This is a genomic window from bacterium (assembly GCA_035945995.1).
GTDB lineage: Bacteria > Sysuimicrobiota > Sysuimicrobiia > Sysuimicrobiales > Segetimicrobiaceae > DASSJF01.
This window is the reverse complement of record DASYZR010000025.1, coordinates 1-20,085: the sequence shown is the minus strand read 5'-3', so window position 1 is coordinate 20,085 and position 20,085 is coordinate 1. Positions and strand designations below refer to the sequence as shown.

General features: G+C 69.5%; 17 protein-coding genes. 9 read left to right on the top strand and 8 right to left on the bottom strand.

Features of this window, described 5'->3' with window-relative positions; genetic code table 11:
• Positions 1-13: 13 nt before the first annotated feature.
• The 8 genes from VGZ23_02410 to VGZ23_02375 form a co-directional block, all read right to left on the bottom strand.
• The gene (locus VGZ23_02410; protein ID HEV2356452.1) at positions 14-1,036 is read right to left on the bottom strand and encodes a succinylglutamate desuccinylase/aspartoacylase family protein; all 1,023 of its coding nucleotides are present in this window, start codon (positions 1,034-1,036) and stop codon (positions 14-16) included.
• A 2-nt stretch (positions 1,037-1,038) separates the two neighbouring features.
• Positions 1,039-1,932, bottom strand: a complete 894-nt coding sequence (locus VGZ23_02405; protein ID HEV2356451.1) for an ABC transporter permease — start codon at positions 1,930-1,932, stop codon at positions 1,039-1,041.
• On the bottom strand, positions 1,929-2,864 hold the full coding sequence (locus tag VGZ23_02400) for an ABC transporter permease (GenBank protein HEV2356450.1): 936 nt from the start codon (positions 2,862-2,864) through the stop codon (positions 1,929-1,931). The genes VGZ23_02405 and VGZ23_02400 overlap by 4 nt, the downstream gene beginning before the upstream one ends.
• A 37-nt stretch (positions 2,865-2,901) precedes the next feature.
• A complete protein-coding gene (locus VGZ23_02395) occupies positions 2,902-4,530 on the bottom strand; it encodes an ABC transporter substrate-binding protein (GenBank protein HEV2356449.1) in 1,629 nt (542 codons plus the stop codon).
• 40 nt (positions 4,531-4,570) lie between these two features.
• Complete coding sequence (locus tag VGZ23_02390; protein ID HEV2356448.1) at positions 4,571-5,995, bottom strand: neutral/alkaline non-lysosomal ceramidase N-terminal domain-containing protein; 1,425 nt, start codon at positions 5,993-5,995, stop codon at positions 4,571-4,573.
• Positions 5,992-7,353, bottom strand: a complete 1,362-nt coding sequence (locus tag VGZ23_02385; GenBank protein ID HEV2356447.1) for an aspartate aminotransferase family protein — start codon at positions 7,351-7,353, stop codon at positions 5,992-5,994. Before VGZ23_02385 ends, VGZ23_02390 begins: the two co-directional genes overlap by 4 nt.
• Before the next feature lie 64 nt (positions 7,354-7,417).
• Positions 7,418-8,539, bottom strand: a complete 1,122-nt coding sequence (locus VGZ23_02380) for a mandelate racemase/muconate lactonizing enzyme family protein (GenBank protein HEV2356446.1) — start codon at positions 8,537-8,539, stop codon at positions 7,418-7,420.
• Positions 8,536-9,054, bottom strand: a complete 519-nt coding sequence (locus VGZ23_02375) for a VOC family protein (protein HEV2356445.1) — start codon at positions 9,052-9,054, stop codon at positions 8,536-8,538. The genes VGZ23_02380 and VGZ23_02375 overlap by 4 nt, the downstream gene beginning before the upstream one ends.
• Positions 9,055-9,191: 137 nt before the next feature.
• Between VGZ23_02375 and VGZ23_02370 the strand changes: the two genes are divergently transcribed.
• The 9 genes from VGZ23_02370 to VGZ23_02330 all read left to right on the top strand — a co-directional run bounded on the left by VGZ23_02370 (position 9,192) and on the right by VGZ23_02330 (position 19,705).
• Entirely contained in the window at positions 9,192-10,178 is a 987-nt protein-coding gene (locus VGZ23_02370) for an ABC transporter permease (GenBank protein ID HEV2356444.1), read from the top strand.
• A gap of 2 nt (positions 10,179-10,180) precedes the next feature.
• The gene (locus tag VGZ23_02365; GenBank protein ID HEV2356443.1) at positions 10,181-11,302 is read left to right on the top strand and encodes an ABC transporter permease; all 1,122 of its coding nucleotides are present in this window, start codon (positions 10,181-10,183) and stop codon (positions 11,300-11,302) included.
• Entirely contained in the window at positions 11,295-12,347 is a 1,053-nt protein-coding gene (locus VGZ23_02360) for an ABC transporter ATP-binding protein (protein ID HEV2356442.1), read from the top strand. Before VGZ23_02365 ends, VGZ23_02360 begins: the two co-directional genes overlap by 8 nt.
• Positions 12,344-13,387 carry an oligopeptide/dipeptide ABC transporter ATP-binding protein gene (locus tag VGZ23_02355; GenBank protein HEV2356441.1) on the top strand — a complete coding sequence of 348 codons (1,044 nt, stop codon included), beginning with the start codon at positions 12,344-12,346 and terminating at the stop codon, positions 13,385-13,387. Before VGZ23_02360 ends, VGZ23_02355 begins: the two co-directional genes overlap by 4 nt.
• Before the next feature lie 85 nt (positions 13,388-13,472).
• Positions 13,473-14,444: an aldo/keto reductase gene (locus VGZ23_02350; GenBank protein ID HEV2356440.1), complete on the top strand. Its 972-nt coding sequence runs from the start codon at positions 13,473-13,475 to the stop codon at positions 14,442-14,444.
• 14 nt (positions 14,445-14,458) lie between these two features.
• Entirely contained in the window at positions 14,459-15,283 is an 825-nt protein-coding gene (locus VGZ23_02345) for a sugar phosphate isomerase/epimerase family protein (protein ID HEV2356439.1), read from the top strand.
• 82 nt (positions 15,284-15,365) lie between these two features.
• A complete protein-coding gene (locus VGZ23_02340; protein ID HEV2356438.1) occupies positions 15,366-17,438 on the top strand; it encodes an ABC transporter substrate-binding protein in 2,073 nt (690 codons plus the stop codon).
• 49 nt (positions 17,439-17,487) lie between these two features.
• Complete coding sequence (locus VGZ23_02335; protein HEV2356437.1) at positions 17,488-18,687, top strand: Gfo/Idh/MocA family oxidoreductase; 1,200 nt, start codon at positions 17,488-17,490, stop codon at positions 18,685-18,687.
• Positions 18,688-18,700: 13 nt separating this feature from the next.
• The gene (locus tag VGZ23_02330; GenBank protein HEV2356436.1) at positions 18,701-19,705 is read left to right on the top strand and encodes a TIM barrel protein; all 1,005 of its coding nucleotides are present in this window, start codon (positions 18,701-18,703) and stop codon (positions 19,703-19,705) included.
• The last annotated feature ends 380 nt before the right edge of the window (positions 19,706-20,085 follow it).

Genomic DNA, 20,085 nt, shown 5'->3' with positions numbered 1-20,085 from the left:
CGCCTCCTCCCCGCTACACCAGTGCGTCGCGGGAGCAGGGCTGTCCCGTTACCACGAGGCAGTCCCCCTGCTGGGTGGTCGCGATCGCACGGATCGAGCATACGATCCCCGCGCGGCCGGCCCGGACGTCTACGGGCGGCCGGTCCGGGCGCTCCGGAAAGTGCAGCCGCCCCACGATCTCCGACGCGTCCACCTCTTGCCCGAGGCCGACGGCCGTCTCGAACAGGCCGCTCTCGGGCGCCAGGACGTAGTCGCCGGCGTCGACCGCGCGCAGGATCACCGCCTCCGGCAGTCCGCGGGCGGCGCGGGTTTCGACCTCGCCCGCGAGCACCCCGGTGTGGCGGAGGAAGTTGCGCAGTCCGCGCTCCGCGAGGCGGTGGATGTCCACGGTCACGTGTCCTCCGCCGCCCAGCTCGGTGCCGATCGTGATCTTGCCCTGCCGCTCCGCCTCGTCCACCAGCAGGCCGCCGCCCGCGATGTTGATGTAAATGAAATGGTAATCTGTCCCCCACGCCAGCATCGCGTCGAGCATCGCTGCGCGCTGCGCGCGGTCGGCGACGAGGTGCATCTCCGACCACGGCAGGCAGAGCATCGAGCGGCCGCCGCTGTGAATGTCGCAGACCACGTCGGCCAGAGGAAACAGGCGCCGCGTGACGTAGTCGGCGAGCTGCCGGTCGGGCGGGCCGGACGGATCGCCGGGGAAACTACGGTTTAGGTTAGCGCCGCTCGGCCAGAGCCGCGTGTACGCCCGTGACGCGTCCGGCGACATGCACGGCAGGATGATCAGGCGGCCACGCACGTCCGTGGGCTGCGTCTCGCGGGCCAGTTTGAGCGCCGCGATCTGCCCCTCCGGCTCATCGCCGTGCACCCCGCCGGTCACGAGGACCGTGGGACCGCGCCCGTTCGCGATGCAGATCACCGGCACGAAGAGATTGGACCAGCCGCTCTCGTTGGTCGAGCGCGGGATGTGCAGCCGGCCGGCCTGCCTGCCCGGCCGGTCGAAGTGCACCGTGCTCGTCACCGGCACGTCATCCATCATCACACCTCGCGCAGCCTGGGATCGAGCACGTCGCGCAGCCCGTCGCCGAGGAAGTTGAAGCCCATCACCACCAGCATGATCGCGAGGCCCGGGGCGACGGCGAGCCACGGCGCCCGCTCCATGTACGACCGCGCGGCGTTGAGCATGCCGCCCCACGACGGCTCCGGCGGCTGGGTGCCGAGGCCGAGAAAGCTCAGCGCCGCCTCGGTGAGAATCGCCGTCGACAGATACACGGTGGTGAGCACGATCAACGGCGCCATGATGTTCGGCAGCAGGTGTTTGCGCACGATCCGGAGGTCGGAACTGCCGAGGCTCCGCGCCGCCTCGACGTAGGGGAAACTCAACACGCTCAGGCTCGATCCCCGCACGACGCGGGCAAAGGCCGGCGCGTAGACGATCCCGATCGCCACCATGGCGTTGGTCCGGCTCGGGCCGAGCAGCCCGGCGATGACGATCGCCAGCACCAGTCCGGGAAACGCGAACACGACGTCGACGGCCCGCATGAGCACGACGTCGACGCTTCGACCGTAGAATCCGGCCGCGATCCCGATCGCCGTGCCGCTGACCAGCGCGATCACGACGGAGATCATCCCGACCTGCAGGGAGACCTGCGCGCCGTGAATGATCCGGCTCAACTCGTCGCGGCCCAATTCGTCGGTGCCCAGCGGGTGGCCCGCGCTCGGCGCCAGCAGCCGCCGGGACGCCTGGCTCGCGTAATCGGTGCTCCAGGCGAGCGACCCGAACAACGCCACGACGACCGTGGCGAGGATGATCGCCGCCCCGGCGACCCCGATCGTGTTGCGCCCGACGCGCGCCGCCTGGGCCCACACCCACGGGCGCGCGGCCCGCCGCGGCCCGCCGATCGGCAGCTCCACGGCCCGCCGGGCGTTCACGCCTGCTCGATCCGGGGGTCGAGCAGCCCGTACAGGAGGTCCACCAGCAGGTTGACGATCACGAACACGGCGGCCAGGAAGAGTGTGGTGACCTCGATCACGGTGTAGTCGCGCGCGAAGATGGCCTGCACGAGCGTGTAACCCATGCCGGGGAGGCCGAAGATCACTTCCACGATCGTCGCGCCGCCGATCAGCGTACCGACCTGGAAGCCGATCACGGTGATCACCGGGATCAGCGAGTTCCGGAGCGCATGCCGGAACATCACGGCGCCGGCGGACGCCCCCTTGGCCCGGGCGGTGCGGATGTAGTCCTGCCGCAGCACCTCGAGCATGCTGGCCCGGGTCATCCGCATGACGGTGGCCATGAGGTACACCGCGATCGCGAGCGCGGGGATCGCCGTCTGCGCGAGGTTCGCCCCGAGATCGCGCCAGGGGGCGATCCAGGTCACCGGCGGGATCCAATGAAAGAAGACCGATGTCACGAGGAGCGCCAGCGTGGCGAACCAGAAGTTCGGCACGGAGAGGCCGACCAGCCCGCCGACGCGGGCGGCGACGTCCCACGCCGTGTTCGGGCGGGTCGCCGAGACGACGCCGAGCGGAATCCCGACCACCGTCGCCCCCGCCGCCGCCAGCACGGCCAGCTCGACCGTGATCGGAACCGCCCGCGACATGATCGTGGACACCGCCTCGCCGCTCGTCAGCGACTGGCCGAGCGACCCGGTCACGACGCCGCCGACGAATTTCACGTACTGCACCGGCAGCGGGTCGGTGAGGCCCAGGGCCCGGCGCACGGCCTGCTTCGCGGCGGCCCCGGCGCCGGTGTCCGCGGTGAACATCGCGTCCACCACGTCGCCCGGCAACAGGCGGACCATCGCAAAGATCAGGACGGACATCCCGAGCAGCGTCGGGATGAGCAACAGCAGCCGGCGCAGCGCGTAGCGGGCCGTCGGACGTCTCTCGGCTAGGCGGTCAGTCCGCCCACGTCTCGACCAGGCCGCGCTCCGTCGCCTCGTACGCGACGTACATGTTATGCAGCCGCCGGCGCACGACGAAGTAGATCATCGGATTGACGAGCGGCAGCGCCGGCCACTCGGTCAGGACGATCTCCTGCAGCCGCCGGTAGATTTGCAGCCGCCGGGCCTGATCGGGCGTGTGCAGACCCTGGAAGTAGAGATCGGTCAGTTCTTTGTTGTTGTAGCCGCCCTGATACCAGGCCTTGTAGATCGAACTGGTGGGATCGAAATCGGCGATGAAGCCGCTCGGGTCCCCCCGCATGCCGCGGCCCGTGGACTGCCACTCGAAATCGCCCTGACCGTTGTTGCGGGCGAACGTCCCGATCTCCAGCGGCTGCACCGTGACGTTGATGTTGATCAACCGCAATTGCTCTTTTATGACTTCGGCGTTCTGCGTGTAGTCGGTCGGATGCGCGATCGACTGCAGCGTGACGGAGAACCCGCCGGCGACGCCCGCCGCCGCCATCAGCGCCTTGGCTTTCGGCAGATCGTACCGCTCCCATTTCAGCTTGAGCGCGTCCTGGGAGAGCGGCCAGGGCCCGTAGCCCTGGGGGATCTTGCTCGAGTAGACCGCGTCGCCCCCGTAGACCTTTTCGATGATCGCCTGCCGGTTGATGGCCGCGTTCACGGCCTGCCGGACCTTGACGTTGTCCCAGGGCTTGCCGTTGCCCTTGATGGTGAACTCGACTTCCCGGAAGACGGCCGTCAGGCCCTTGAGAATCGCGAGCGACGCATCGCCGGCGAGGCCGGCGGCCGTGTCGGCCGTGAGTTGCGCGCCGTCGATCGCGCCGGAGCGCAGCCCCGCGAGCCGCGCCTGCTCGTCCAGCATCACCTTCATCGTGATCTCGTCGAGGTACGGGAGGTCGGGCCGCCAGTAGCCGCTGAACCGGCTGAGCCGGGTGTGATCGTTCGGCACGTATTCCTCGAGCCGGAACGGCCCGGTGCCGTCCGCGTGGGTTCGCAAGTCGGCGCGGTCGTAGAGGCCCTTCGGGATGATCGCCGAGTATCGCCCCCAGGCGAGATACCCCAGCATCGTCGCGTCGGGCTCGGTCATGGTGACCCGCACCGTGTACTTGTCCAGGACGGTCACGCCGCCGATTTTCGGGTAGAAGCTCGTAACGGCCCCCGGCGGGGGCGGCGTCTTCTGCAGCTCCAGCGAATACTTGACGTCCTCCGCGTCGAGCTCTTTCCCGCTGTGGAACCGCACCCCCCGGCGGAGTTTGAAGACGTACGTCCGGTTGTCGGGAATCTGCCAGGACTCGGCGAGCGCCGGCTGGACGTTGAGCCGCCGGTCCCACCGCAGCAGCGACTCGTAGACGAGCGACGTGATCTCGAAATTGGACCCGGCGACGGCGCCGAACGGAATGACCGAGGTCGGGTCAGAGGTCATCCCCCAGGTCACCCGCCCGCCGCGTTTCGGGGCGGCCGCCGCCTCGACCCGCGGCGCCTCCCCGAGCCACCACGCGCCCGCGGCACCCGCCCCCGCGAGCGCCCCGGCGCCGAGGATCAACTCGCGCCGGGTCAGATGACGAGAGTCCGGCCATCCCCGGGTCCGAGACGTGCCCGCCGCGTTGCCGTCCGCCATGGCTGCTCCCCTCCTCCCAGGTCTTACGCCGGGTTGCCCATCATCGAGCCGTCTCCTGCCGGTAGAGGTCTTCGAGCGCGGCGACCGTGTCCTCGATCACCCGGCCGGCCGCGTCGGACGTGAACGGTGTCGTGTCCACCTCGTACCCGCCCCGGGGATACTCCTCCGGTGTGGGAATGTATCCCGACCATCCGCCGACGTAGCCACCGAACCAGGTGTGCGGAAACGGCGACCGGGCCTTGATCGCGAGCCCGATCTCGGCGAACGGCTCCGCGGGAATCCCGGCCAGAACCGCGGGACCGACCTGCAGCACGTGCAATTCGACCGGCAGGTCGGACTTGCCGGCGAACGCGCGGGCGCGCTCCACCGTCATCGCCGCCCGCTTGGTGACGAAGGTGGCCGCTTCGATCTCGCGCGCCGCGGCGCCGCGGCCCACGAGATCATTGAGACGTCCGCGGGCCGTCTCCGCTTCAGCCTCGGCCTGCGCCAGGGGCGGCTGCGGCCGCAGCGGCAGCCGGATCTCCCGGGTCATCACGCGTACCCGCGGCCCGGGTGCGGGCTCCGGCTCCGCCACCCACTTGCCGAGCGGCGCCCCCGACTCCCAGACACGTTCGTGGCGAAACCGCCGCGGCGGGATCCGGAGATCGAAGTACACGCCGGCCGCGACCGACCCCACGGCGCCGCCGATGCGCTTGATCACGCGGGCGTCGTCGGTGAACCCCTCCGGCCCCGGTCCCACATTGCCGGTCGCGCCCTGGGCGAAGAGGCACACGGCACCGGTAACGGCCTCCACCGTGCGCTTGAGATGGCCGGGCCAGTCCGCGCTGAAGCGCCGGTTCGTCGGCCCCATCGTCGTCGGATGCGCGGTGTAGCCGACGATCGCCGCGAGCGGCCGCTCGTCCCGGCCGTCGATGCGCACGACGAACACGTGGGGATCAATGATCCCGTCCGGGTTCACCCCGGTGGCCATCCGGCCGTCCGGCGATCGCTCCCGGCGGTTCACGGCGACGCGGCTCTCGCCGGCGCCCGCGGCCACGCGCGCCGGCCGCAGCGCCCTCCGCGCGGTCATCGCCGCACTCGCCGCCCGGTCGGGCAGCTGGTCGTAGTAGCGCCTGAGCGCGGCCGCGCCCTCCTTCATCCACGCCCACGTGCTCGGCGGCGGCCCGGCGTGATTGTGCGTCTCCGTCACCCGCACCTGCTCCGGGGCCAGACCGAGCACGCGCGCGACCTCGGTGCGAATCGTCCGCGCGTCGCCGGGCGTGACGGCCACGAGGTCCAGGTCCACCACGGCGGCCATGCCGCCCTCGTCGGCCAACGCCAGCACGGTCGCCCAGAGATCCGTTTCCACACCTTCGGCGAACAGATGGGTCTGCGCGCCCCACCCGGCATGCGGCACCGTGAACGCCGGCGTGATCGTCTCGCGCCCGACCCCGGCGCGGAACCCGCCGCCCGCGGCGTCGGTCACGAGGCGCCGTCGGGCAGCGTCGATTGGACCTCGGCGATGCTCTCCCCGAGAATGTCGCACATCTCGTCGATGTCGGCCGCGGTGACGATGAGCGGCGGGGCGAAGACGGCGAAGTCCTCGCCGCAGCGCAGCAGCAGCCCGCGTTTGCGCGCGGCGCGCTCCACGGCCTTCCCGGGCCGCACCCTCGGTGGAAACCGCCCGCCGTTCCGGCGGCTGGGCACGAACTCGACGCCCTGCAGGAGCCCGGCGCCGCGAACGTCACCGATCAGCGGGAACCGGGCCGCGAGCCCGGCGAGCCGGCGCCGGAGGTGCTCGCCCTGCCGCCGGGCGTTCCCCACGAGGTCCCGCTCGAGCAGCTGCGTAATCGCGGCGACCCCCGCGGCGCACGCGACCGGATTGCCGGCGTAGGTGTGGCCGTGATGAAACTCGCGGCGGTCCCCCGCCTCGCCGTAGAACGCGTCCGCGATCTGGGCGCGGATGAGAATGGCCGCGAGCGGCGCGTACCCGCCGCTCATCCCCTTGCCGCAGCACGTAATGTCGGGCGCGGCCTCATAGTACTGCGACCCGAACATCGTGCCCAGCCGGCCGAAGCCGGTGATGATCTCGTCATAGATGAGGACGACGTTGTGCCGGGTGCACACCTCCCGCAGGCGCGGCAGATAGTCCGGCGGGGGCGTGATGAACCCGGCCGAGGAGATCGAAATCGGCTCGACGATGACCGCGGCGACCGTCTGCGGGTCTTCGGCCTCGATCGTGCGCTCGACTAGCGTCACGCACGTCCGGCCGCAGCCGGGGTACGTCTGGTCGAAGGGACAGCGGTAGCAGTACGGCGGATGGACGTGCAGGAATCCGACGCCGAGCGGCTCGTAGACCGACTTCCGGTCCCGGCCGCCGCCGGCGGAGAGCGCGCCCATCGTCCCGCCGTGATAGGAGCCGTACCGGCCGACGATCTTGTACTTCCGCGGATGCCCGCTCTGCTGATGGTATTGGCGCGCGAGTTTCATCGCCGCCTCCGTCGCCTCGGAGCCGCCGCTCAGCAGTTTGAGCGCCCCGACGCCCTCGGGGGCGATCCGCAGCAGCAGTTCCGTGAGTCTGAGCGCCGGCAGGTTCGTGCTGTGCAGCGGCGGGGCAAACGCGAGTTGGCGCATCTGGGCGGCCATCGCTTCGATCACCGGCATGTTGCCGTGGCCGAGGCTGGCCACGAACACCCCGGACAGCCCGTCGATGTACCGCCGTCCCGCCGTGTCGGTGAGCCGAATCCCCTCGCCCCCCACGAACACCAGCGGGTCTTTCGCGAACTCCCGCATCTGCATGAAGTCCAGGAACAGATGCGGTATGACCGTCTCTCGCGTCTCCACGATCCTGTCCTCCCGGCGGCGTGCGGTTGTCGCGCGCTTCGAGCCACGGCCGGCGACGCGCGTTCTACCGGTCCGTGCGATACCGCTCCAGGATTTCCTCGTTCAGCTCCACCCCGAGCCCGGGGCTCTTCGGGATGCGCGCGACGCCGTTCGAGACCGCGACGTCGCTGCGCACGAGCTCCCGCCTGAGCGGGGATGGGGCGACCGTGTACTCGACGAAGGGAATTTCCGGCAGGACCGCGGCGAAGTGCATGCAGGCCGCGACCAGAATCCCGGACTTCCAGGCGTGCGGCACGAGCTGGGCGTGGTTCGCGGCGGCCAGGTCGGCGATCCGCCGGCCCTGGGTGAAGCCCCCGGCGCGCGCCAGATCCGGCTGGATGACGTCCACGCGGCCGATCTCGAGCAGATCGCGGAACGCCGAGGCCAGCGTCTCCTGCTCGCCGGTCGCGATCCGGGTGGTGCGCGCCGCCGCGGTGAGCCGCGCCCACCCCGCGAGGTCGTCGCTGGCGAGCGCCTCCTCCAGCCAGAACGGCGAAAATTCCCGGAACGCGTCCAGCCGCCGCACCGCTTCGCGCAGCGTCCACGCGCCTCCCGCGTCCACCAACAGCGCCGCGTCGCCGATCGCCTCGCGGGCCGCGCGCACGAGCGCCACGTCGGTCGCGAGGTCGGGACCCATCGGTCCCCACCCGAACTTCACCGCCCGGTAGCCGTCCGCGACGTAGCGCTGCGCCGTCTCGCGCATCGCGCCGTGGTCCCGCTCGAAGAGCATGCTCGCGTAGACGGGAATCGTCTCGCGGCGGGCGCCGCCGAGGAGCGTGTGCACCGGCAGCCCGAGGGCCTGGCCTTTGATGTCCCAGAGCGCGAGATCGACCGCGGCGATCGCCTGGACGGCGACCCCGCCCCGCCCCATCCACAGCGTCCCCTCGTACATCGCGTCCCAGAGCCGCTCGGTGTGCAGCGGGTCCTCGCCCACGAGCATGCCCGCGAGGCCGCGGGAGCGCATCCACGACTCCGGCGCGTCGACGATCGCCTTGACGACATGGGGAGACGAGTCCGCTTCGCCGACCCCGGTGATCCCGGCGTCGGTGTGCACCGGCACCACGACGTCGTCCTGAATGCCGTCGGCGCGGGTCCAGTCGAGGTCCGGGATCCGCAGCGGGATCGCCTCGACCCGCGTGATCTTCATGCCGGCGCCCCGCCGCCGCGCGGAGCGGGAGGGGGATAGACCGCCTCGGGCTCGACGCGTTCCTTCGGCAGCTCGATCAACTCCACGATCATGCCGAACAGGTCCTGCGTGTCGAGATACGCGTACCCGCCGTCGCCGTGCAGGCCGTACCCGCGCCCGCTCTGCAGCACCTGATACCCGGCTCGGGTGGCGTCGGCCACGGCGTCCCGAAGCAGCGGCACGAAGACGCCGACATGGTGCAGCCCCGGGCCCTTCTGCCGCAGGTGCTCCGTGTAGACGTTCTCGTCGGAGAGCGGCTGGATGAGCTCGACCATCACATCGCCCGCGTAGGCGATCGCAAGGCGCATCCGGTACTCGTGCGGGCGGCCGCGGTACGTCATGTCCTTGACGAGGGGCGGCTGGTAGGTGTAGATGCGCCACGGCCCGATGCCGAGGCGCTCCCAGTACCGCCGCACGGCGGCATCGAGATCCTCGACGACGAGGGCGACCTGATTGATCGTGCGAAGCGGCAGCATGCGCGTCCACTTCCGTCGTGGCGCCGGTACTCCTTCCACCAGGCGCAGATCGGCGCGCGATAGGAGAGGGTGTGGACACGGCGAACGAGGACCAGGCGCGGGGCCGTCCGGCCCCGCGCTGAGAACACACCTCACACATGATCACCTACGTCGCCCGCCGCCTGCTGCTGGCCGCGCTGACGATTGGCGTCATCAGCGCCCTGTCGTTTGTGATTATCAAGCTCCCCCCGGGCGATTACGTCACGAGCTACATCGCGGAGATGGAAGCCAGCGGCGGGACCGTGAGCCAGGGCGAGGCCGCCGCGATGCGGCACGAGCTCGGTCTGGACCGGCCCCTGTACGTCCAGTATGGAAAATGGATGGGCCGGCTGTTGCGGGGCAACTTCGGAGTGTCGTTGGAGTACCAGCGGCCGGTCGTGGACGTGATCGGCGACCGGCTGTGGACGACCGTGCTGCTGTCTGTCGCCGCCCTGCTCTTCACCTGGGTGCTCGCGCTGCCGCTCGGCATCTATTCCGCCGTGCGGCAGTACTCGGTGGGGGACTACGTTTTTACGTTCATCGGGTTCATCGGGGTGGCGGTTCCGGGATTTCTGCTCGCCCTGGTGCTCTTGTACGTCAGCTTCACCCTGTTCAACGCCAGGGTGGGCGGCCTCTTCTCGCCCGCGTACCTGAACGCTCCCTGGAGCGCCGCCCGGGCGTGGGACCTCGCCAAGCATCTGCCGCTCCCGGCCCTCATTCTGGCGATCTCCGGGATCGCGCACACGATGCGGATCATGCGCGCAAACCTGCTCGACGAGCTCCGAAAGCCCTACGTCACCACCGCCCGGGCGAAGGGCCTGACCGCGGTCCGCGTCCTGCTGAAATATCCCGTACGGGTGGCGCTCAATCCCTTCATCAGCACCGTCGGGTACTCGCTCCCGTACATCGTCTCGGGCACCATCATTGTCTCGCTCGTCCTCAACCTGCCGACCGTCGGTCCGCTCCTCGTCACAGCCCTCCTGGCACAGGACATGTTCCTCGCCGGCGTCATCATCCTGATGCTCGGAGTCATGACGGTCGTCGGGACGCTGCTCTCGGATCTCGTACTGATCTGGGCCGATCCACGAATCCGGCTGAGCGGCTGATCGTGACGGCGGTGGCGATGCCGGGCGCAGGCGCCGAGGAAGAGCGGATCTCGGTCGCCACTCAGTGGCAACTCACGTGGTGGCGCTTCCGGAAGCACCGCCTCGCGCTGCTGAGCGCCGCGGCGATCACCGCCATGTACATCGTGGCGCTCGGCGCCGATTTCTTTGCCTACTCCGCTCCGCTGGCGTCCAACGCCGAGCGGACGCTGATCCCGCCGCAGCCGATCCATCTGCTCGACGGCGGGACATTCCGGCCGTTTGTGTACGCCCTCAAGGGCGCCCGCGACCCGAAGACGTTCCAGATGGTCTACGTGCCGGACACCTCGGTGAAGGTTCCGGTGCGGTTCTTCGCAGGCGGCTTCGCCTACCACGTGTTCGGGACGATTCCGCTCGACCGCCACCTGCTCGGGGTCGAAGGTGCGAGTGCGGAGACGTCGCTATTTCTCCTTGGGACCGACGTCCAGGGCCGTGACCTGTGGTCCCGGCTGATGTACGCGACGCGCACGTCCATGACGATCGGGTTGGTCGCGGTCGCGCTGACGCTGTGCCTGGGGATCATCCTTGGGGGCCTGTCCGGTTTTTACGGGGGACCGGTCGACACGGTGATCCAGCGGGCGATCGAGGTGATCCGGTCCATCCCGACGATCCCGTTGTGGATGGGACTGGCCGCCGCGATGCCGCGGACGTGGAGCGTAACGCGCGTCTACTTCGCCATCACGATCATCATCTCGTTCATCGGCTGGACGGAACTGGCGCGGGTGGTCCGCGGTCGGTTCCTGGCTCTGCGCGAGGAAGAGTTTGTCACGGCCGCGGAGGTGGCTGGCTGCAGCGCCCCGCGGATCATCTTCCGCCACATGGTGCCGTCGTTTCTCAGCCACATCATCGCCGCGACTACGCTGGCGCTGCCGGCGATGATCATCAGCGAGACGTCCCTGAGTTTTCTCGGTCTTGGGCTGCGGCCCCCGGCGATCAGTTGGGGCGTGCTGCTCCAAGACGCGCAGAACATCGAAGCGGTCGCCCTCTCCCCGTGGCTCATGAGCCCCGCGGCGCTCGTGATTCTCGCGGTGCTGGCGTTCAACTTTCTCGGCGACGGGCTGCGGGACGCGGCCGATCCTTATGGATAGCGCGGCAGAGCGGCGCCCGCGCGCGGCCGGGGAGCCCTTGCTCTCGGTGCGCGGCCTGCGCACATATTTCGTCCAGGACGAAGGCGTCGTCAAGGCGGTGGACGGCGTCGATCTCGATGTCTACCCCGGACGGGTGTTGGGCGTCGTCGGCGAGAGCGGCTGCGGGAAGAGCGTGACCGCGCGGTCGATTCTCGGCCTCGTCGAGCGCCCCGGTCGCATCGTGGGCGGCGAGATCCGGTTGCGCCGCGGGGCGAGATCCGGCCCGGCCCGCGAAGTGGATCTCGCCCGTCTCGCTCCGGACGGACCCGAGATCCGGTCGATCCGGGGCGCCGAGATCGGCCTGGTCTTTCAAGAACCCATGGCCTCGTTCAGCCCGGTCCACACGATCGGCGATCAGATCGCGGAGGCGATCGTGGTGCACCGCCGCGCGTCCCCGCGCGACGTGCGGGCGCGCGCCGTGGCGCTGCTCCGGCAGGTCGGCGTCTCGAGACCCGAGGCGCGCCTGGACGAATACGCGCATCAGCTGAGCGGCGGGCTGCGCCAACGCGCCATGATCGCGATGGCGCTGGCCGGCGAACCCGGCCTCTTGATCGCGGACGAGCCGACGACCGCCCTCGACGTCACCACCCAGGGCCAAATCCTCGATCTCCTGCGGCGCCTGCAGGCCGAACGAAACATGGCGGTGCTGCTGATCACGCATAACCTCGGCGTGGTCGCCGAAATGGCGGACGACGTCGCCGTGATGTACCTCGGTCGGGTCGTCGAAGACGCGCCGGTCGACGCGATCTTTCATGATCCCAAGCACCCATACACGCAGGCCCTCCTCCGCTCGCTGCCGTCGGTCGACGCGGCCCCGTTGACGAAGCTGCCCACCGTCAGCGGAGCGATCCCCCACCCGTACCACCGCCCGGCCGGCTGCCCGTTTCACCCCCGGTGTCCGAGCGCCATGCCCGGCCTGTGCGACCGCGATCCGCCGGGGGAAACGGCGGTCGCGCCCGGGCACAGGGTGCGCTGTTTCCTGTACGGACGCGGCGAAGCGTCATGACCCGCGTCGAGGCGGCCGACGGCGCGCTCCTCGAAGTCCGGGGACTGCGAAAGGTGTTCCCGATCCGGCGCGGGTTTCTGCGGGCGGCGGCGGGCGCGGTCCGGGCGGTGGACGACGTGAGCTTCACCATCTACCGTGGCGAGACGCTCGCCCTGGTGGGGGAAAGCGGGTGCGGCAAGACGACGACGGCCCGGTGCGTCATCCGCGTGCTCGAGCCCACCGCCGGCCAGATCCTGTTCCACCCACCCGGCGCGCCGGCGATCGACCTGGCCCGGGTCCCGCGGGCGCGGATGCGGCCGCTCCGGCAGCATCTCCAGATGATCTTTCAGGATCCGTTCTCCTCGCTGAACCCGCGGATGACATTGCTCGATATCATCGGCGAGCCGCTCCTTGTGCATGGAATGACGAACCGTCCGAAGCGCGTCGCGCGGGTGCGGGACTTGCTGCGCCTGGTGGGCCTGCGCCCCGAGTATCTGCAGCGCTACCCGCACGCCTTCAGCGGCGGGCAGCGGCAGCGCATCGGGATCGCGCGCGCACTCGCGCTCAATCCCAGCTTGGTCGTGGCCGATGAGCCGGTCTCGGCGCTCGACGTGTCGGTGCAGGCGCAGATCCTGAACCTGTTGCTCGATCTGCGGGTGGAGCTCGGCGTGACGTACCTGTTCGTCGCGCACGATTTGAGCGTCGTGAAGCACATCAGCGACCGGGTCGCCGTCATGTACCTCGGGAAGATCGTCGAGCTGGCGGAAACGGCGCCGTTGTACGCGTCGCCCAAACATCCTTACACGGAAGCGTTGCTGTCGGTGGTCCCAAAGCCGGACCCTCGGCTGCGCCCCGTACGCGTCCCGCTCGCGGCGGATGCCGCGGAACCGGCGGACCCGGCGCATCCGCCCGCCGGCTGCCACTTTCACCCCCGATGCCCCTACGCGGTCGATCGATGCCGCGCCGAGGTGCCCGCGCTGGAGGAGGTAGAGCCGGGAAGGTTCGTTCGTTGCCACCGGGCCCGTGAGCTCACGCTCGCCGGCGCGGCGGGCACCGGCTGACGATGCGGCCATGCGATCTGCCGCGGCGGAGTAAACGTGGCCGTGAAACGAGTTCCACGCCGGGCCGCGGTCAATCCCGTGGGAGGTGAAGCCGATCCAGTACCGCCGGTTGGGATGCTCCGGGCTCCATGTGTCCGTGTACGGCCTCGGCACGAACGCGTTCGGGGGACGCGCCGATGAGGCGACGTCGACCGCGCTGATTCATCATGCGCTCGATCGCGGCGTCAACTTGATCGACACGTCGAACCGGTCGCCCGCGACTCCCGGCGTGCGCATGCTGTCGGAGACAATCATCGGCACGGCGCTCAAGGGCCGTCGCGACGCGACGATCATCGCGACAAAGGTCGGCAAGAGGACCGGCGAAGGGCCGAACGATGCGAACTGTTCCCGCGGGCACATCATGCGGGAGGTTGAGCGCAGCCTGCGGCGCCTTCAGACGGATTACATCGATCTCTATCAGATCCACTGGTTCGACCCCGCCACGCCGCTCGAAGAAACACTCCGGGCGCTCGACGATCTCGTCCGCGCCGGCAAGGTCCGATACGCCGGGTGTTCCAACTATGCGGCGTGGCAGCTGTGCAAGGCCCTGTGGGTGAGCGACCGGAACGGATGGGTCCGGTACGACGCCGTCCAGCCGGAATATTCGCCGGCGGACCGGCGGGTCGAGCGCGAGCTCATCCCGCTGTGCCTCGACGAGGGTGTCGGGGTGCTCGCGTACTACCCGCTCGCCGGCGGGGTGCTGACGGGCAAATACCGCTCGGACACCGACCCCCCGCACGATTCGCGCGCGAAGACCCAGCCGGGGTTCGCGGCGCGGCTGACTGCGCGCACCCTTGCGCTGGCCGAGGAAATGCGGCGACTCGCCGCGGAGACGGAATGCACGGTCGGCCAGCTGACGCTGGCGTGGGTGATGAATCGTCCGGGGATCACGAGCGCCCTCGTCGGCGCGACGACGGTGGCGCAGCAGGAGGAGAACCTCGCCGCGGTGGACCTCACGGCGCCGCCGGACGCGATGCGGCGGATCACCGAGATGTCGAACGCGTTTGTCGCGTTCTGAGCCGAGACCCTCCGGTGAAACTCGGCTACGCGCTGACCGTACCCGACGCGGCCGCCCCGGGAACGGGCGATTCGCCCGCGCGCCCGTTCGACGCGCTCCGCGTCGCGGCGGACTACGGGTTTGACGGGGTCGACCTTTCGATTCGCGACCCATCGGTGCTCGACCTGGACGCGCTGGAGCGCGCCGTCACGACCCTCGGTCTCACCGTATCCGCGATCGCGACCGGACAGGCATGCACGCGCGACGGGCTGTGTCTGACGGCACCCGACCCGTCGGTGCGCGAAAGTGCCGTCGCGCGGCTGCTCGCACAGACCGACGCGGCCCACCGCTTCGGCGCCTTGCTGGCGATCGGAGTGATCCACGGGCGGGTTCCCGACGGAGAAAGCCGCCGGAGCGCGGAGGAACGGCTCTTGCCGGCGCTCCGCCGGGTCGCGCGGGCGGCCCGGGGGCGCGGCGTCCGGCTGGTAGTGGAGCCGATCCGGCGTCATTCGACGAACTGGCTGCACACGGCGCGCGAGGTCCTGGACCTGATCGCGCGCCTCGGCGAGGACAACGTCGGCGTTCTCTTGGACACGTTCCACATGAGCCTCGAGGAGGCGGATCCCGCGGCCGCCGTGCGCGACGCCGCGCCGCGATTGTGGCACTTTCACGTCGCCGAGGAGAACCGGCGCGCGCCCGGGTGGGGACACCTCGATTTCGCCGCGTGCGTGTTGTCGCTCCGGACGGCCGGCTACGACGGCTTCGTATCCGCGGAAGTCGCGCCGGACCCCACGCTCGACGCCGCGGCCCGGCAGACCATCGCCGTAATGCGGCCGCTCGTCCCGCGCGGTGCGCCGTGACGGACTTGAGCGGATCGGCGGAGAATTCCAACCGGACGCTTCCGAGCGCTGCGCGTCGGCGCCAACGAAGGGGGAGTCACGCATGGACACCCGGCTAGGACGGCGGGAGTTTCTTCGAAGGCTGGCCGCGGGTGCCGGTGCCGCCGGCGCCGCCCCGTGGCTCTCGCCCGCGGCCGGACAGAGCCTGCCGGATGCCGAAGCAGCCGCGCCCCGCATCGGCGCGGCGTTGATCGGCAAGCTGGAGGGCCCGGACGTCGTCACCGACCCGAGCCGGTACCCAAAGGCCTTCGCCGAGGCCCCCACGCTGCAGACCCTGTCGCGCGCCGGCCACCTCCCACCGGTGAAGGACCGGATCGGCGCCGACCCGCTGGTCCTCAAGCCGGTTCACGAGGTGGGGAAGTACGGGGGCACGCTGCACCTAGGCTTCACCGGTCCCGCGGATTTCGTGGGCGGCGTGCGTTTCGCGTCGGGCCCGGACTCGCCCCTGATGTACGACTTCGCCGGCCACAAGATCGTCCCGAATATCGCGAGAGGGTACGAGATCAGCCGGGACGGCCGCGTCATCACGCTGCATCTCCGGCGCGGGATGCGCTGGTCGGACGGGACGCCGTTCACGGCCGACGATTTTCTGTTCTGGTTCGAGGACATGTACAGCAACAAGGAGCTCGTGCCGGAGAGCGAAACGTTGATGCAGGCCGGCGGCAAACCGGTCGTCATGGAAAAGATCGACGCGTCCACGGTTCGATATCGTGGTGAAGCCCCGAACTTCCTGTTCCCGCAGCAGCTCGCCGGCGGCACCCACGTCGCCAGCCCGAGTTGGTACGGCCGCGCCGGACTGGGGGGGTACGCGCCGAGCCAGTACCTCAAGCAGTTTCATCCCAAGTACACGGCCCCGAACGACCTCGAGCAGAAGTTCCGGGCGGCGAAGTTCGACAGCTGGGTGAGTTACTTCAAGAACCGCAACTCCTGGCACTTGAACCCGGATCTGCCCGTGATCTCGCCGTGGAAGACCGTCCTGCCGCCGACCGGGTCCGTGTGGGCCCTGGTGCGGAATCCCTACAGCGTGTGGGTGGACACGGCGGGGAACCAGCTGCCGTACATCGATCGGATCGAGATGACGCTGACCCAGGACCTCGACGTGCTGATCCTCCGCGCGATGTCGGGCGGGATCGACTACCAGTCGCGAAACATCCTGCTCGACAAGCTCCCGCTGCTGATCCAGAACCAGGCCAAGGGCAATTATCAAATCCACTTGGACCCCGGCGAGTACGGAGCGGACATGGCTTTGTTCTTCAACATGAGCTTCGACGCCGACCCCGAGATCGCGAAGTGGTTCAATACCGCGGACTTTCGCCGCGCGCTGTCGCTGGGCATCGACCGGCATCAGGCCAACGAGGCGTTCTGGTTGGGCACGGGAACGCCCGGATCGGTCGTGCCGGCGGAGAGCAACGCGTACAATCCGGGGCCGGCGTACCGGAACCTGTGGGCGACGCACGACCCCGCGCGGGCGAACGCCATGCTCGACCGGATCGGGCTGAAGCAGAAGGACGCGCAGGGATTTCGCCTTCGCACCGACGGGAAGGGACGGCTCAGCATCGAGGTCATGACGATCGCCGGACAGATGCTGCCGTTCACCGGGATCTGCGAGATGATCAAAGAGCAGTACAAACAGATCGGCATCGACCTTGTCGTTCGTGAGGTCGAACGCAGCCTTGCGCTCACGCGGACCGGGGCGAACCAGCAGCAACTGGCGGCGTGGGCGAACGACGGCAGCGACCGCCTGTTCGTCTCACCGGTTCATGTGTTCCCGTACGAGGAGAGTAACACCGAGACCACCGGGCCCCTGTACGCCCGCTGGTTCAACACGAACGGAGCGCAGGGGAAGGAGCCGCCGACGCGGATCCGGCAGATGATGGACGACTGGCGGAAGGCGTTCAGCGTCCCCCAGGCGGAACAGGTCCGCCTGGGGAAAGAAATCTGGCGGATCGCGGCCGAGGATGTGTACGTCATCGGCGTCGTCGGATTGGGGCCTGCCGCGAACGGCGTGCGGATCGTGAAGAACAACCTCGGCAACGCGCCGTCCCGCGAGTACAATTGCTCGCCGCTGTTCAGCCCGGGCATTTCCCGGCCGCAGACATTCTACTGGAAGAGTTGACTCCGGCCGCGCCCCTCCGCCCCATGCGCCGCCCGGCCTGAGGACGTCCGTGACGGCGGCGCGGCCCACGGTCAACGTCGCGATGATCGGCGCGGGGTTTCTCGCGGAGACCCGCGCGCGGTGCTACGCCGGCGTCACGGGGCACGACGTCCGCATCGTAGCCGTGATGAGCCGTTCCCACGACCGCGCGAGGGAGTACGCTCACAGGCACGGCGTGCCGGACGTCTACCGCGACTTCGACCAGGTGCTCGCGCGCCCCGACGTGCACGTGGTGGATTTGTGCGTCCCCAACCACCTGCACCAGTGGATGACGGAGGCGGCCGCGGCCGCCGGCAAGCACATCGTCTGTGCCAAGCCGCTGACCGCGTTTGACGGCGCCGGCCTGCCCGAGGGGACCGACCTCCGCACCGTACCGAGAACGCGCATGCTGGTGGAGGCCGCGGCCGGCGCCGACGCCATGGTCGCGGCGGCGGAGCGGGCGGGCGTGCATCTGATGTACGCCGAAAACTGGGCCTACGCGCCCTCGATCACCAAGGCGGACCGGCTGCTCGCGGCGGCCGGGACGCTGATCTTGGAGATGCGGGGCGGGGAATGCCACAGCGGCTCGCATTCACCGTACTCGCGCGAATGGCGCTACGCCGGCGGCGGCGCGCTGCTCCAGTTGGGCGTGCATCCTGTCGGCGCCATGCTGCATCTGAAGCGGCGGGAAGGCCTCCGCCGCGACGGCCGGCCGATCCGCCCGTCCGCGGTCGTCGCCGACGTCGGCGACCTCACCCATACCCGGGGTTTTCAAGCACAGCAGAAGCGGTGGGTCGGGGAGGGATGGGTCGACGTCGAAAGCTGGGGCGCGCTCATCATCACGTTCGATGACGGCAGCCGGGGTATTGTCTGGGCGTCGGAAGCGGTGCTCGGCGGCATGGAGAGCGCCTTGGAGATCTTCGGGTCCAACACGCACCTCATATGCCGGATGGAGCATACCGGTCTCGTGCAGGCCTTTGCTCCCGATCCCACGATCTTCCAGACCGAATATCTCATGGAGAAACTCGAGACGAAAGCCGGTTGGAGCGCGCCCGCACCTGACGAGGACTGGGCCCAGGGACACCGGCATGCGGTCCAGGATTTCGTGGAATGCGTCGCCACGGGCCGGGCGCCGCTCGCGGACGGCCGGCTCGGGCGCGATGTGATCGAGACCGTCTACGCGGGGTACGTCTCCGCGTCCGAGGGGCGGCGCGTCGCGCTCCGTCAATAAGGCGTTCGTGCCGATGCGCATCGGGGTCGATCAGTATACTCTCCGGCACCTGGACGGCGTGCACGGGATTGCCCTGCTTGAGTTCGTACGCGCCCAAGGCCTCGACGGGTGCCAGTTCCGGGACATCCACGAGGTCAGCCCGGCCCTGAATCCGGCGGAAATTCGCGAAGTGCACCGGCACGCGGAGTCCCACGGCCTGTACCTCGAGGTCGGATTGTCGTGTCCGAACCCTCATCGCCCGGGGCCCGCGGCGCTCCGGGACGGCGACGGGGATCTCCGCGCCGGGCTGCGGCGGCAGCTGGAGGGCATCGCCGAGGCGGCCGCCGGCACCCGGGCGGTTCGCTGCTTCGTCGCGGGCGCCGGCGCGCGTCACCTCGACCCGGTGCCGTGGCCGCAGCAGCTTGCCGACACAACGGCGGTCGCACGCGACCTCGCGCCGGTACTGCAACACCTGGATCTCAAGCTCGCGTTTGAAAATCACGCCGATGCGACGACTTTCGAGCTGATGCGCATCGTGGACGCGCTGGGCCCCGATGTGGCCGGCGTCAACCTGGACACCGGCAACCTCCCGATCACCCTCGAAGACCCCCTCTGCGCGCTTCGCCGGGTGGCGCCATACACGATCGCCGTCCATCTCAAGGACGGAATCGTCATATTCGCCGATGATGGGCTGCGATTCAACCCGCGCGCGTGCGGGGACGGCGGCCTTGCGATCGCGGAGCTGCTCCGCGGGCTCTTGGCGACCGCGCCGGACGTGGCAGTGTCGATCGAAGATCACGGCGGCTTGTACGCCATCCCAATCTTTGACGATGCGTTCCTCGCCACATTCGGAGACGTCGAACCCCGGGAGTTGGCCCGCGTGGTGCGTTTGGCGCGCACCTGCGAACGGCAGATCGCCGGCGGCGCCATGCCGTCCCCGGAGGTGGTGGAGCAAACGCCCTGGCCCGAGCGCGCCGGCCCGCGACTCGCGCGGGCACGAGACCACATCCGGGCCACCCTCGCCGATTTGCCGGGCTGACCGTCCGCCGGTTGCGTTTGGCGCGCAGGAGCGTCGACTTGGATGTCTGGCGGAAGATCTTGCACATTCAAGCACATCCATGAGAGTTGGTGAGCCTCTTCACGAGGACCGGCGGACCGTCGTTCGGACTCTGCGGTGTGGAGCTCTTGGTTGAATGGTCGGACACCTTACGGTAGATGGCGGCAGATGGTATCATCGCGGGTATCGTGCCGAGCGCATTAGCGTTTGCGTTCCAACGGCATATCCCGGGCGGCTGATTGCCGGTCATTCCAAAGGGTGAGACGTGAGCGGCACCGACGACGAACTCTGCGACATATCCGCGGCGGAGGCCGCGTCGAGAATTCGCCGCAAGACGTTGTCCCCGGTCGAACTCGTGCGCG

What these genes read in the sequence shown, in the direction of transcription:
- VGZ23_02340 (HEV2356438.1), top strand. Translation starts at nt 15,366, where the DNA reads ATGGACACCCGGCTAGGACGGCGGGAGTTTCTTCGAAGGCTGGCCGCG.
- VGZ23_02410 (HEV2356452.1), bottom strand. Translation starts at nt 1,036, where the DNA reads ATGGATGACGTGCCGGTGACGAGCACGGTGCACTTCGACCGGCCGGGC.
- VGZ23_02355 (HEV2356441.1), top strand. Translation starts at nt 12,344, where the DNA reads ATGACCCGCGTCGAGGCGGCCGACGGCGCGCTCCTCGAAGTCCGGGGA.
- VGZ23_02360 (HEV2356442.1), top strand. Translation starts at nt 11,295, where the DNA reads ATGGATAGCGCGGCAGAGCGGCGCCCGCGCGCGGCCGGGGAGCCCTTG.
- VGZ23_02330 (HEV2356436.1), top strand. Translation starts at nt 18,701, where the DNA reads ATGCGCATCGGGGTCGATCAGTATACTCTCCGGCACCTGGACGGCGTG.
- VGZ23_02380 (HEV2356446.1), bottom strand. Translation starts at nt 8,539, where the DNA reads ATGAAGATCACGCGGGTCGAGGCGATCCCGCTGCGGATCCCGGACCTC.
- VGZ23_02375 (HEV2356445.1), bottom strand. Translation starts at nt 9,054, where the DNA reads ATGCTGCCGCTTCGCACGATCAATCAGGTCGCCCTCGTCGTCGAGGAT.
- VGZ23_02395 (HEV2356449.1), bottom strand. Translation starts at nt 4,530, where the DNA reads ATGGCGGACGGCAACGCGGCGGGCACGTCTCGGACCCGGGGATGGCCG.
- VGZ23_02370 (HEV2356444.1), top strand. Translation starts at nt 9,192, where the DNA reads ATGATCACCTACGTCGCCCGCCGCCTGCTGCTGGCCGCGCTGACGATT.